The 13040-nt window shown below is 44.2% G+C and carries 13 protein-coding genes; 7 read left to right on the top strand and 6 right to left on the bottom strand.

The genetic code is table 11. From position 1 onward, the window contains the following. Window positions 1-141: 141 nt before the first annotated feature. From lipA to lpdA, 3 genes are all read right to left on the bottom strand, one after another. Entirely contained in the window at window positions 142-1023 is an 882-nt protein-coding gene (gene lipA / locus AC13FX_RS00790) for a lipoyl synthase (protein WP_482878500.1), read from the bottom strand. A gap of 226 nt (window positions 1024-1249) precedes the next feature. Next, window positions 1250-1975 carry a lipoyl(octanoyl) transferase LipB gene (gene lipB / locus AC13FX_RS00785; protein WP_482878499.1) on the bottom strand — a complete coding sequence of 242 codons (726 nt, stop codon included), beginning with the start codon at window positions 1973-1975 and terminating at the stop codon, window positions 1250-1252. Window positions 1976-2538: 563 nt separating this feature from the next. After that, window positions 2539-3960 (bottom strand): dihydrolipoyl dehydrogenase, encoded by a 1422-nt coding sequence (lpdA, locus tag AC13FX_RS00780; RefSeq protein ID WP_482878498.1) that lies wholly within the window; start codon window positions 3958-3960, stop codon window positions 2539-2541. Window positions 3961-4347: 387 nt separating this feature from the next. Between lpdA and AC13FX_RS00775 the strand changes: the two genes are divergently transcribed. Further along, entirely contained in the window at window positions 4348-5127 is a 780-nt protein-coding gene (locus AC13FX_RS00775; RefSeq protein ID WP_482878497.1) for a lytic murein transglycosylase, read from the top strand. 16 nt (window positions 5128-5143) lie between these two features. Here AC13FX_RS00775 and AC13FX_RS00770 read toward each other — a convergent pair whose 3' ends face one another. Next, on the bottom strand, window positions 5144-6469 hold the full coding sequence (locus tag AC13FX_RS00770; RefSeq protein WP_482878496.1) for a TlpA family protein disulfide reductase: 1326 nt from the start codon (window positions 6467-6469) through the stop codon (window positions 5144-5146). 107 nt (window positions 6470-6576) lie between these two features. On the opposite strand from AC13FX_RS00770, the gene AC13FX_RS00765 reads away from it, so the two are divergent. The 3 genes from AC13FX_RS00765 to AC13FX_RS00755 are packed head-to-tail and all read left to right on the top strand — an operon-like array spanning window position 6577 to window position 9086. Continuing rightward, on the top strand, window positions 6577-6948 hold the full coding sequence (locus AC13FX_RS00765) for a BlaI/MecI/CopY family transcriptional regulator (protein WP_482878495.1): 372 nt from the start codon (window positions 6577-6579) through the stop codon (window positions 6946-6948). After that, on the top strand, window positions 6945-8399 hold the full coding sequence (locus AC13FX_RS00760; protein ID WP_482878494.1) for a M56 family metallopeptidase: 1455 nt from the start codon (window positions 6945-6947) through the stop codon (window positions 8397-8399). Before AC13FX_RS00765 ends, AC13FX_RS00760 begins: the two co-directional genes overlap by 4 nt. A gap of 6 nt (window positions 8400-8405) precedes the next feature. Further along, on the top strand, window positions 8406-9086 hold the full coding sequence (locus tag AC13FX_RS00755) for a toxin-antitoxin system YwqK family antitoxin (RefSeq protein WP_482878493.1): 681 nt from the start codon (window positions 8406-8408) through the stop codon (window positions 9084-9086). A 186-nt stretch (window positions 9087-9272) separates the two neighbouring features. Here the strand turns inward: AC13FX_RS00755 and AC13FX_RS00750 are convergent, their stop codons facing one another. Continuing rightward, entirely contained in the window at window positions 9273-9764 is a 492-nt protein-coding gene (locus AC13FX_RS00750) for a GNAT family N-acetyltransferase (RefSeq protein ID WP_482878492.1), read from the bottom strand. A gap of 346 nt (window positions 9765-10110) precedes the next feature. After that, complete coding sequence (locus AC13FX_RS00745; protein WP_482878491.1) at window positions 10111-11394, bottom strand: dipeptidase; 1284 nt, start codon at window positions 11392-11394, stop codon at window positions 10111-10113. Window positions 11395-11536: 142 nt separating this feature from the next. Between AC13FX_RS00745 and AC13FX_RS00740 the strand changes: the two genes are divergently transcribed. The 3 genes from AC13FX_RS00740 (at window position 11537) to AC13FX_RS00730 (ending at window position 13023) form a co-directional block, all read left to right on the top strand. Next, window positions 11537-11794, top strand: a complete 258-nt coding sequence (locus AC13FX_RS00740; protein ID WP_482878670.1) for a GlsB/YeaQ/YmgE family stress response membrane protein — start codon at window positions 11537-11539, stop codon at window positions 11792-11794. Between the two features lie 86 nt (window positions 11795-11880). After that, window positions 11881-12279: a hypothetical protein gene (locus AC13FX_RS00735; RefSeq protein WP_482878490.1), complete on the top strand. Its 399-nt coding sequence runs from the start codon at window positions 11881-11883 to the stop codon at window positions 12277-12279. A gap of 30 nt (window positions 12280-12309) precedes the next feature. Further along, window positions 12310-13023 carry a hypothetical protein gene (locus AC13FX_RS00730; RefSeq protein ID WP_482878489.1) on the top strand — a complete coding sequence of 238 codons (714 nt, stop codon included), beginning with the start codon at window positions 12310-12312 and terminating at the stop codon, window positions 13021-13023. Window positions 13024-13040 lie beyond the last annotated feature (17 nt).

The raw sequence follows: 13040 nt of genomic DNA, 5'->3' as shown, positions 1-13040 counted from the left end.
GTATTTTTTGGAAGTTAAGATATTGGAGCATTAGTTAGTAGTTAATCACTAAAGGAAAACCTGCGAGCGTCCTTAGACCTTGCAGCGTTTGGAGCGCAACGCTCGCAGGTCTTTCAGACGCTACGTGCTCCCTGCAAATCTCTAAACATGTCGCTCAGCATGGTAAGATGAACGCACCAGTGGACCACTTTCCACATGCTCTATGCCAAGCTTTTCACCGATCTCTTTGTATTCAGCAAACTGATCGGGATGTACCCAGTCAAGTACCGGGTGGTGCATCTTCGTTGGCTGCATGTACTGACCGATCGTCAATACATCCACACCATGATCCACACAATCCTGCATCAGCTCTATCACTTCCTCTCTTTCTTCTCCCAAACCAACCATGATACCGGTCTTGGTTCTGATCCCTGCATTCTTGGTTCGCTGCAGGAGTTCGAGGGAACGCTCATATCGCGCCTGAGGGCGAACTCTTCGATATTTACTTGGCACCGTTTCAAGGTTGTGACTCAAAACATCCGGTGGCGTATCAAAAACGATCTGAAGGGCTGCGTCCCACTCACCCCGGAAATCAGGAATGAGAGACTCTATTGTCACACCCGGAATGGCTTTGCGGATCTCTTCGTGGCAGGCGGCAAATATTGGAGCCCCTCCATCTTTACGCTCGTCACGGTTTACTGAAGTAAGTACCACATGCTTTAATTTCATTTTGGCTGCAGCTTCTGCCACACGCTTTGGCTCATCCCAATCCAGGTCGGCCGGTGGCCTTCCCGTCTTAATGGCACAGAAAGCACATGATCGGGTGCAAACATCTCCCAGGATCATAAAAGTTGCGGTTCCGGCACCCCAGCATTCTCCCATATTCGGGCAGCGGGCTTCAGAACATACTGTATTCAGGTTATTGTCTCGAATGGTTTGCGAGACCTCTTTGAATTTCTCTCCCGATGGGAGTTTTACCCTCAGCCAGTCTGGCCGACGGTTTTTCTCTGATTGTTTGTCTACTACCTGAAGTTCTTTGATCATGGTGCTTCTTTAGTGATTTAGTGCCAATCGTCTAAGACCGGCAAGACGGTTGTCATCCTGAGCGCATTGAATTTTTATTAGGTATTCCATGTATTTCGCGAAGGATCTCAAAGTGTAAAATTGTTCCTGGGTTCTGCTTTGAGACTCTTCGCAATAAACTCAAATTCTTTTAGACCATCTAAGCGCTCAGAGTGACAACTTTTTAGGTATTAATATGATATTAAAGTTACGAAATAATCTGCTCCACTTCTTGAAGTGAGCCTTTGTTTAAGATCGAAACTTCAAATACGTCCTCAAAGTGCCTTGTTAATCTTTTCTTAACCTCTTCGGCATCAATTTCTTTACCCAAAATCTTCTGTAAACTGGTAACTGCTTTATCATCAATACCACATGGCACTATATTGTTAAAATATCTCAAATCAGTGTTCACATTGAGCGCAAAACCATGCATGGTCACCCAGCGTGAACATCTTATTCCCATTGCGCAGATCTTTTCATTTTCAACCCATACACCGGTCTGCCCCTCGATTCGATGGGCGTCAATGCCATAATCACCACACACCTTGATCATAACTTCTTCAAGATATCGAAGATATCGGTGCACATCCGTGAAATGCCGGTCAAGATCCAGAATGGGATAGCCAACGATCTGTCCCGGCCCGTGATAGGTGATATCGCCGCCGCGGTCTATCTTCAGAAACTCAGCCTCAAGCTGTTGAAGCTCCATCATGGACCGAAGCATATGTTCTTCACTGCCGCTTTTACCAAGCGTGTAAATATGGGGGTGTTCCACAAACAGCATGAGATCATTCAAACGGGTTCCACTGAACTCACCTTTCTGCTCAGCCCGCTTTTCATCGATCAGTCGCTGCTGGACAGACTTTTGCAGGTCCCATACCGGTTGGTATGAGGCATGACCCAGATCGTAAAGTTCGATGATCTTATGTGACATGTTAGTTCATTATCCCGCCGTAGGGGCAATTCATGAATTGCCCCTACGGCGGGGGTTACGTGTACCAGACATTAAACGATCAGATACTCATATAAGCATATCGCCTTTTCACGGATTCGCTTGTGCGAACAACGGTTGGTACAAGCGTGACGCTTGAACCAGGTTAATGGTTTTTGCCGGGTTTCGGCAAGCTTAACAGTAACTTCTTTGCCCTTGGCTTACACCCTCCGCCGGTTTTGACGAGTCAAAACCAAGGCACCTCCCTCAAGGGAGGACTCTTTATCTTATCATACTCGATCTTACCCATAACCGGTCCGATCGATATTATAAGTATCTATTCTTCGAAACTTGTGCAAGCGTCCCGCTTGTACGAACTACGTCTGGTCCAAGCGAGACGCTTGAACCAGACTAATGGTATCGTTATTCAAAACAACCATCGGTCAGACGGGCTTAAAGCCGTCAGACCGAGAGGCAATAAGCAACTAAGACAAAAATGGCTCCCGAAGGAGCCAAATTTCTTATCACAAATCTGTGCTGATCATACAATCAGCGTAATCTGTGACCTATTTCTTCTTAACGGGAGTTCCTAAGTGAACGCCTTCGTTGTAAGCCTCAGCTACAGCTTCCATCACGGCCTCAGAAAGGGTTGGATGGGGGTGAACCGCACTGATAATTTCATGTCCGGTGGTTTCGAGGTCACGAGCCACAACGGCTTCAGCGATCATTTCTGTCACACCGAATCCGATCATATGGCATCCAAGCCATTCACCGTATTTGTCATCAAATACAACCTTGATAAAGCCTTCTTCATGCCCAAGAGCTGTTGCTTTACCTGAAGCTGAAAGTGGAAATTTACCGACTTTCACGTTATAACCTTCATCTTTGGCTTGCTGTTCTGTGTAACCAACTGAGGCGATCTGTGGTTCACAATAGGTACAGCCCGGGATGTTGTTGTAATTGATCGGGTGTGGGTTTTGCCCGGCTAACTGCTCTGCCAGAACCACCGCTTCATGAGACGCTTTATGTGCCAACCAGGGGGCTCCGATGATATCACCGATGGCATAGATGCCGTCAACATTGGTCTTGTAGGTTTTCTTATCAACCACAATAGCACCTTTCTCAGTTTTCACGCCGGCTTTGTCGAGCCCAAGGCCTTCAATATTTCCGGTCACACCTACTGCAGAAAGAACCACATCGGCTTCGATCTTCTCTTCGCCTTTCTTGGTCTTTACGGTGACTTCAACACCTTTGCCTTTCTTCTTCACGTTCTCGACCGTACTTCCGGTCATCACGTTAATACCTTTTTTCTTGTAGATCTTACCAAGTTCTTTTCCAACATCTTTGTCTTCTACAGGCACAAGATTGTCCTGAAGCTCAACCAATGTTACTTCAGTTCCGATGGTATTGTAGAAATATGCAAACTCTACTCCGATAGCACCGGCACCTACGATCACCATTTTCTCAGGCTGCTTTTCAAGCTGCATGGCCTTTTCGGAATCGATGATCATTTCTCCATCGATCTTCAGGCTTGGCAGCTCACGCGGACGGGCACCAGTTGCCACAATAAAATGCTTGGCCTTGATGCTTTCCTGCTCTTTGCCTTTGTCATCATTGACAGCCAGCTCAGACTTAGATTTGAAAACACCGGTTCCCATGAATACATCGATCTTATTCGCTTTCATGAGGAATTGAACACCTTTGCTCATCTTGTTGGCAACACCACGGCTTCGCTTCACGATGCCTCCAAAATCAGCTGAATAATCCTTTACGTTTATCCCATAATCTGAAGCGTGTTCGATCGATTCATAGACTTCTGCCGAACGCAGCAAGGCTTTGGTTGGGATACAACCGATATTCAAACAAACACCACCAAGGTGCCTTTTTTCTACAATTGCGGTTTTAAAGCCAAGCTGAGAAGCGCGAATGGCGGCTACATATCCGCCGGGGCCTGACCCGATAACACATACATCAAATTCTTTTGCCATGGTACTTTTTGATAATAGTTTTGAAGTTCATCGCTGTGCAAAACCTAATTCGCCACAGCGTACTTTTAAAAGCCCTAAAAGGTAAGGGTTTTTAAGTTGAACTTCGAATATTGAACTAGGAATAATGAATATTGAAGTTTTTCCTGACTTGAACAGTTCGCTCCGACGCAGAGCGTGCGGAGCGAGTTCTCAGGGATGCTATATTTTAAGGATCAATACTTTTTACTCGTTCCTATGCTCTGCGTTGGAACACAGGCATGAACTGTAGATAATTAATTACGTTTTTTAATTGAGTAACCTCAAAAATTCACAATCTTTAATTCTCAAATCGGTTCAGTTTTGTTATAATGAAAGAACACTTAGAGAGAACCATTTCATCTTGATCCCATGGCTAAAATCACTACCATCCTGCTTCTTTTTTTCACCTTTGTTCTATCCGGTAATGCTCAGGCAACCGACCCGGATCCTGCTGTCATGAAGAAGAATATTGAAGAACTGGCAAAATACTTTGAAGGAAAAGGGTATGCCTTCAATGAGATGCTGGATGATCCGAGGTATGAACCGGTTGAAAATATCACTCTTAAGTTTACCCGGGCTGCAGAACGGGTGATCGAGGACTTCAGTGAGTATCAAAGGGTATTGAATTATGATCACAAGAAAACCCTTATCAATGACTTCATGAAACAATATGCCTCGGACCTGGAGTCAGCTGAAAAAGAATATGGTATTCCAAAGAATGTGATCGCCGGTATCCTGGGTGTTGAATCAGAATTTGGGAAATATAGCGGCACCTATAATCCGTTCAATGTATATGTATCTATGTATGCAGAGGACCACCGTGCCGAATTTGCAAAGGCTCAATTGGAAGAGCTGCTTATTTTTGTAAAAAATAACGAACTGGACGTGTTTGAGCTGAGATCCAGCTATGCCGGGGCCATGTCGTATGCCCAATTCATCCCTTACTCCCTCAACCGCTGGTGGGTGGGCAAGGACCTCTATCATATGCCGAACAACATCAACTCTGTGGCTAAGTATCTGGCTCATTTTAAAGAGATCACCGGTACTGTTGAGGGGGCTATCTACCGCTATAATCCAAGTGACTTATACACACAGGCCGTGCTGTCTCTGGCCAATGAGGTCGTTGAGGTGGTGGATGAGACGAAGTGAGTTCGTTAATAGTCATTCACTCCAAATAGTCCGACAGGGTATTCATTAAATTATCGGCTGATAACGCCATTCCATATTCCACGATCTCACCTTCAGGATCCACTAAGTAATAGGTTGGATAGGAATTCACGAAATACAACTCCTGAATTTCGCTGTTTTCCTCATAGATCTCAGGTATCTGAGGCCACAGTATGTTTTCGCGGTTCACAAAACGCTCAAAACGTTCAATGCTGAGTTCTTTAGCGATCCCGACGATCTCAAAATCCTCACCTCCATAGGTCTCATACGCTTCCTTGATCACGGGCAAGGCCTCAATACAGGGTCCACACCAGGTGCCCCAAAAATCTATCAGCACATATTTTCCTCGCAGGTCTGAAAGACTTAATTTATCCCCGCTCAATGTTTCCGCGGTAAAATCCGGGGCTTTTGTTCCGGGTCGTAACCCAACTTTTGGATCTACATCTTCCTCCGACTCCACGATGATAATGGAACTTCCATCTGCTGATATTTCTGAGATCTCCCAGCTTTCCCCCGCGATATTGAACGGCTCCGTGACCGGATAGGCCTCAATACCATCTTCCATGATATCGAATTGGCCGTTCTCATCAAGATCGATATAGAAATAGGTATACGGCTCGATGCGATATGGCGGAGCACTTTCTTTGATAAGAGCCACATCAAAGGTTTGATCATTGACGGTCCATGCGCCCATTCGAAGATGAACGAAATAGAGTTGCAAACTTTCCGAGGGTTGGGTGTCAGATAAATAGAGCAAGCTCGCAGATCCTTCAAATTCTACAATTTCTCTGCCGTTATAATATTCCATTCGGGCCGTGACTCCGGCTTCCATAACTTCAAAAACATTGTCCTGAAACACCACGGTAGACGATTCAAAGTAAACGGGATTTTCTTCATCAAATTCACCGTTTTCACCCTCCACAATTACCATCATATCTCCGTTTTCATTTTCTCCAACAGCCACCGTAAAGATCACGTCCACCCACTGCTCAGTAACTGTTTCTTCTCCGACCAACATCATATTTCGTTGATATACAGAGGAATCAATGAATCCTTCTGCAAAACCCTGCACCACATACTGCTCGAGATCCAGGATCCCATGAATAACCTCGCCCTCTTTCAATGCTTCCGGCAGCTCGGTTGGTTCACCCGGATACTGAGGTTCAAACACATAATTACCGCCCATGGTCAGCGCCAGTATGGGTGGAACCTGCCCGGTATTCTCCTGTAGTGAAAGCTTGAGTTCAAATGGAGGACCAGGGGCTTGCTCATTACAGGATAGCATCAGAAATAGCAATGGAAGTATGAAAAACAGGTTTTTCAATAGCTTGGAGGCGAATTAGGTTAGATCTCGACAGATTATAAGAAAATTTTGGAAGTTTGATTTTTTATTCTACATTTGTAGAAACAATTCTAACATTGTAGAATAACATGGATCTATCACAATCTGAAGAAGAGCTGATGCAGTACCTGTGGAAGCTGGAAAAGGCTTTCATGAAAGACCTGCTGGATGAATACCCGGAGCCCAAACCGGCTCCCACTACTGTAGCCACCCTTTTAAAACGCATGACCGAAAAAGGCTTTGTGGATTATGAGCAAATGGGGCGCTCCCGACAGTATTACCCGTTGGTCAAAAAATCCGATTATTTCTCGAAGCATGTAAATGGACTGATCAAGAAATTCTTTAATGATTCCGCTTCACAGTTTGCCTCTTTTTTTACTTCCGAGACGGACTTATCGGAGGCAGAACTCAAGGAACTAAAAAGCATAGTTGAAAAAGAGATAGAGAGGAAGCACCAATGATCATCTACTTAGTTAAATCCACTTTACTGCTTGGGCTACTTTTTGGGCTTTATAAGCTGTTGCTCGAAAATGAGAAGATGCATCGCTTCAACCGTTTCTTTTTACTGTTTGCCCTGGTTTTCGGGTTAACAGCTCCACTCATTTCTTTTGAAATTCAGCCTGAGCAATCCATCGCCGGTATACAGATGCAACAAGTGGAACGGGTGGTGAATGCACCGGCCGAGGCGGTAAATCGATCGGTTCAACCCCTGTTCACCCCGGAACAAGGGCTTTCGCCCGGTTCTGAGAGCACTCCAAATTCCGTTAATGAATCAAACTGGTCAATTGGTACCCTGGATGTAATACTTGCCCTATATGGAGCCATCACTCTCTTTCTTTTGATCCGGTTTGCGGCTGGCCTGAATCAAATTCGCAATAAGGTCAGAGCCGGAACCCGTAAAAAGTTAGAAGATGCCACCCTGGTATTACTTGAAGAACCGATCACCCCTCAATCATTTCTGGATTACATATTCATCGAAAAGCAACCGTTTGAGTCAGGTAAAATTGAACCTGAGATCCTGGATCACGAATTCACGCACGTTCGCCAGTTCCATTCATTTGATGTGTTATTGATCGAATTCCTGAAAGTCATATTCTGGTTCAACCCACTGATGTATCTGTACAAACATGCGATCCAGCTGAACCATGAATTTCTGGCGGATGAAGCAGTGGTCCGCAGCGGGTCATCCATAAGCGATTATCAGGAATTGCTCATCCGGGTCAGTTCCGGGAATAATTCCTTAAAGACCACCAGCAGTATAAATTACTCCCTAACCAGAAAACGTCTCAAAATGATGGGTAAAAAGATCTCCAAGTTAAAAGTTGGAGCTGTTTGGCTTTTTCTCCTTCCACTGTCTGTTGCCTTGATCATAGTTTTCTCCTCAAAAACAGATAACCCGGTGCAAAATTCTAATACTATATATTTTGTTCCGGAGCTTCATTTAGATTCTAATCGCTCAGAGGAGCTTGGCATTCCCTCGTCAGTTGGTGCTCACTTTACTTCTTCTGGCGAACCGTTTACCGGAACTCAAAAGATATATTATATCGAAAATGACAGTCTATATATGGAGATGTTTTATAAAGATGGGATCAATACCGGCTCACGCATGACGAGGAATGGAGATGTCATTCGTCAGGTACACGGGGTTTACAATGACGATCCACATCTAATGGAAATGTATAGAAATGGAAACCTAATCTATAAAGATATTCCACCTTCTGATAGCAATGACAGATTATGGTACACGCGTATGTGGCATGATAACGGCCAGCTCGCATTAGAGGTTTACCACTCTGGCGATAATATTGGAGATAAGATGCGCCAGGGATTACTGACCGAATATGACGAAGACGGAAATATTACCATGCAGGAACGCTATGAGAATGGAGAACTCATCGAAACGATCAAATAACACATCATGAAACAGTTTACCAGTCATATTGATTTTTCACTGACTAAAAAGCGATTCAAAATAATGTTGAAAGAGTTTTCAGCAGTCAGATCAGGATCAAAAGCCCTATTTCTCTTACCTGTCCTTTTGATCTCTACGCTCATGTTCTGTACACAACAACCGGATTATCCTTTAGATATTACCGGAAACAATGACGAGCTTTATTCTACTGTTAAGCTATTCGTTAACCCGCCAAGATCTGAGGAACTGAAGATCGAGAAACGGGGAATGGGCATCAGGTATGATTCTGAGGGAAATCCATTCACAGGAACACAGGAATTCAGGTATGTAAACAATGACAGGTTATTTAGTGAAACTGTTTATGAAAAAGGGATCATGAAAAGCTCTGTTGGATATAATGAGAATGGCAAAGCGTTGGATCGATTTGAATATGGATTCATTGGAAACCAATTCAAGATGGTCAAGCACATAAAGCCGAATGGAAGGGTTGTCGAAGAATGGCAGGATATTACTTCAGATAATTTGGGATATCACAAAAGGTGGCATGAAAATGGGCAATTAAAGTATGAAGCCTATTTTGAGAGTAATTTACAATATGAGGGCCTGATGACTCTGTATGATGAAAATGGCAAGATCATACAGCAGGAACGGTATGAGAATGGGGAATTGGTTGAGACGATCAAGTAATTGTGCGGACTGTTTTAAAATTCAGTGATAAGAACCCGTAACCTTGAAGGACCTGCGGACGCTTCAAGGTTACTCTTGCTGAGTTAGTACAAATCAAAAACACACAAATATAAAAAAAGCCTCTTCAGCTAAGAAGAGGCTTTCACTTCAACATTCAGTGTTGAATGTTCAATATTCGTTATTCTTTCACGCCAGATCTTTGGTCATGAAATACCATTTGGGATCTCCGTAATCGAAGTCCTGTTTCTCATACAAGCGACGCGCCGGGTTGTCTTCCCTCACTTCCAGGGTGATCTTGGAGCAGCCCATTTCACGAGCTTCTTCTTCAATGGTTTCCAGCATCATAGTTCCGATACCCATACCGCGCGCATCGGGATGAACCGCTACATCGTGGATCTTGAATACCTTGCTGGCTGTGAACGTGGAAAAACCTACAAAGCAGGTTACAATTCCAAGTGCCTTATCACCGGCATATGCCATGTAGGTCATGGTAGTTGGTACTTTTTTCATCTCCGCGATCATATCCACCCGGACTTCCTCGTCCAGTGGTTGATCCTGCCCCATTGGGTCTCTCGCAAAGAGGTCGACGATCTTGACAATATCTGAAGCGTGTTTAGTATTATTTAAGTCAGCTTTTATAATTTTGACATCGGTTGCGACGTCTGCTTCTGCAATCACTCTTTCTTGATTTAAATTAGTCTTGATGTAATTAGATACTAAAGTTAAGAAAGTTAGGCGAGGGCTTAAAGTTTATAACCGTATTCTAACTTTTCTTAGCATTATCTTAACATCAGCTAAATTATTTTGTTCCAAGACTTAATAATCATGCCAACGCAGAGCCTCTGCACGAGTACCTAAGGGCGATCGCGATTTTGCGTAATCAGATATAATTACATATTGGCGCCCAATTGAATATGGTAAACACAAAAAAAGTGCCGACGCTGAGCGTCGGCACAAGTAGTATTTACTCATCGGAATAGTTGGCACTTACTTGTTACGACCGCTTTGCGTCGTAACAAACAGATCACATACTACCCGCTACAGCCTGAACTTCATCCAGAACCCGAAGCAGGTTTCCGCTCCAAAGCATTCCGATCTCTTCCTCGGTATATCCGCGCTTAACGAGCTCATGCGTTACATTGAAGGTCTCAGACGCATCCATCCAGTTGTAAACTCCGCCACCGCCATCAAAGTCAGAACTGATCCCAACATGCTCGATACCGATCAATTCAACCATGTAATCAATGTGGTCCACAAAATCGGCAACATCCACAGGAGGCGTATTCACACTTACTTCTGATTCGATTCTTGGCTCGGCATTATCCTGAGCAGTGCGATACATTTCCATGTATTCATCGCGTTCTTCCTCTGTCATTTCACGAATATCGCCCCAGCTAACCAATTCAAATCCGAGTTTTTCAGCTTCTTCTTCCAGTATTGCGCGCGAAGCTTCCTGCCAGGCAGCATGTTTGTCGCCGTCCACATAGCCGCGAAAAGCTACGGTTTGAACCACTCCGCTAACTTCCTTGAGCTTCAGCAATTCCTCATCACTCAGGTTTCGGCTATGGTCGTATACAGCACGGGCCGAAGAATGTGAGGCGATGACCGGAGCCTTGGTCAGCTCCATAGTTTCCATATTTGCCTTCTTGGATGGGTGAGACAGGTCGATCATGATCCCCACTCTATTCATCTCGGCGATGGCTTCTTTTCCTAATTCACTCACGCCATCATGCATCCACTCGCCATCCCGTTCACCGGTGTTTGAATCCACGAACTGACTGTGTCCGTTATGAGACAGTGACATATACCGGGCTCCACGGTTATAGAACTCTTCAATTCGGGAAAGATCGGTTCCAACCGGATAGGCATTTTCTACACCGATCATGGCTACCTTCTTTCCTTCACCTACTATACGGCGAACATCTTCTGATGTAGTGGCCAGTTCGATCTGATCCGGAGCGATCTCCTCAACCAGACGATGGATCGCTTTGAATTTAGAATCTGCGTTTTCATAGGCAGCCGCATAGCCTTCTTCTGTCAGTGTATCCTGACCGGTATAAACGATCAGCCACGCTACGTCCAGGCCACCTTCGTTCATTTTCACCAGATCGACCTGCGTATCAAGTCGTTGCGTGTAATTTGTTTCTTCTGTGAAATTATTCACGTTGATATCGACGTGGGTATCCAGCGTTATCACTCGCTCATGGATATCCATGGCTTTATCAAAGATCTCTTTTTCACTATCTGAAGGTGAACAGCCCGTGGCCAGCACACCACCTATCAGCAACATGGTCAACAATTGTTTCATAATAAACGTATTCGGGTTAATTGATTACAGGCCATGAATCTATGCTAAAATTTGGAAAGTTGTGGGACCTATCGGAACGCAAACGCCTTATAGCCCATTATTTTAATACATATTAACAAAACTTGGACCCATCATGACTTTGATGAACGTTTTAGCATACATCACAATAGGATTGATCATTGGATGGCTAAGTCGTGTCATAGCCAAAGACCGGGGCGTCACAATGATCCCAAGCCTTGTCTTTGGGGTGGTCGGTGCCCTTGCCGGTACTGCCATAGTGTACACATTTGATCTTGCTGGAGCCGCGATCTATGCAGCTGTCGGTGCTTTTGCCCTTCTCTTTACGGTGAACAGTTTCAGGCAGGATGACCCTATATTTACAGAAACAGAAACTTTATAGTTCAAAATTTTCAGTATTTGACAGGAACAAATATTGGATAGAGGGATAAGTATTATACGCATCCCAAACCTAATATTTGTTCGTCTATGACCCTTAAACACCGAAGAATCCACCTGTTTCTTCAACTTTTCTTTTTGATCACAGGACTTTATGAAGGACTGCACGTCATACAGATGATCATGCAACCTGATTTTGTCACTGACCTTTTTATCCCACAAAATGCTCAGCTTCCTATAATAACACTGGTGATCTATATTTTGGCCATGATACTCAGCATTTTTTCAGGCATTGCACTGTGGTCCAGAGCCGTTTGGTCATATGGTGTTTCTCTGTTTACCTCAGGCCTCCTGTTCGCCCTGAATCTGTTTAACCTATCAGCTGCTATTCAGGAAAATTCTTTCCACATCATTCCGATTATTTTTATTCTATTGGTTCTTATGCAAAGCTTTCCGTTCCTTCTCCGGAGATCTTACAGAGGGGCGTAACCTGACGCTGCTTTTTCCGTTAAATGAATTATGGAGAAAGTCACCCAAAAAGATATCGACTGGCTGCTAAACCTTGACAAGTCGGGTACCTCAGTTTCTGATAAGTCAGCCAGACCCTTATGGAAACAGATCCTTTGGATGTCAATATTAGGCTTATGCCTGATACTTTTACCCTTCTTTATCTTGATCCGAACTTCTGTATTCCTGAATGTTTCATACCAGGTAAATGGCTGGATCGCATTGGTAGCCGGAATTTTGGTTACCATCCTTCTACTGCTTATCTATTTACTATATGCATTTAAAAGAATACCCAATAAGGCAGTGATCCTAAAATTTGGCACGATCGGAATTTCGGCCATAGTCACCTCATTCTGCATTTATGGATTGATCTATCTTTCCTCCGTGAATAGTAAAACCGAAACGGTCAGAAGTTATTACAGAAACCTGCATCCCATCCTCAGGGTGAGTGTAGCCACTGTATCATTAGCTGACCGTGACTTTTTGATCACCGATATCAAACGAAGTCCTGAGGACTACCTCGATATGGGCCTCACGCCCCTTCAAAATTCCATGCACTATCCGCAAGACGACAGCTACGTCTATGCGATCGATATCAGAACCATTGGCAAGAATGAGTTTAGGAACAGACTTCTGCAATTTACATTTTATGCGTTGGGGTTTAACACCCTGCGCCATACCGGCACGGCCGATCACCTGCATATTTCATTGCCATTATCCTATTAAGTCCAAAGGCTTTTAGC

This window comes from Gracilimonas sp. B-17 (assembly GCF_056857935.1).
Note: the sequence above shows the minus strand (reverse complement) of the source record. Positions and strands in the feature narration are given on the sequence as shown.

What these genes read in the sequence shown, in the direction of transcription:
- AC13FX_RS00735 (WP_482878490.1), top strand. Translation starts at nt 11,881, where the DNA reads ATGACCCTTAAACACCGAAGAATCCACCTGTTTCTTCAACTTTTCTTT.
- AC13FX_RS00765 (WP_482878495.1), top strand. Translation starts at nt 6,577, where the DNA reads ATGGATCTATCACAATCTGAAGAAGAGCTGATGCAGTACCTGTGGAAG.
- lipA (WP_482878500.1), bottom strand. Translation starts at nt 1,023, where the DNA reads ATGATCAAAGAACTTCAGGTAGTAGACAAACAATCAGAGAAAAACCGT.
- AC13FX_RS00755 (WP_482878493.1), top strand. Translation starts at nt 8,406, where the DNA reads ATGAAACAGTTTACCAGTCATATTGATTTTTCACTGACTAAAAAGCGA.
- lpdA (WP_482878498.1), bottom strand. Translation starts at nt 3,960, where the DNA reads ATGGCAAAAGAATTTGATGTATGTGTTATCGGGTCAGGCCCCGGCGGA.
- lipB (WP_482878499.1), bottom strand. Translation starts at nt 1,975, where the DNA reads ATGTCACATAAGATCATCGAACTTTACGATCTGGGTCATGCCTCATAC.
- AC13FX_RS00760 (WP_482878494.1), top strand. Translation starts at nt 6,945, where the DNA reads ATGATCATCTACTTAGTTAAATCCACTTTACTGCTTGGGCTACTTTTT.
- AC13FX_RS00740 (WP_482878670.1), top strand. Translation starts at nt 11,537, where the DNA reads ATGAACGTTTTAGCATACATCACAATAGGATTGATCATTGGATGGCTA.
- AC13FX_RS00775 (WP_482878497.1), top strand. Translation starts at nt 4,348, where the DNA reads ATGGCTAAAATCACTACCATCCTGCTTCTTTTTTTCACCTTTGTTCTA.
- AC13FX_RS00730 (WP_482878489.1), top strand. Translation starts at nt 12,310, where the DNA reads ATGGAGAAAGTCACCCAAAAAGATATCGACTGGCTGCTAAACCTTGAC.
- AC13FX_RS00745 (WP_482878491.1), bottom strand. Translation starts at nt 11,394, where the DNA reads ATGAAACAATTGTTGACCATGTTGCTGATAGGTGGTGTGCTGGCCACG.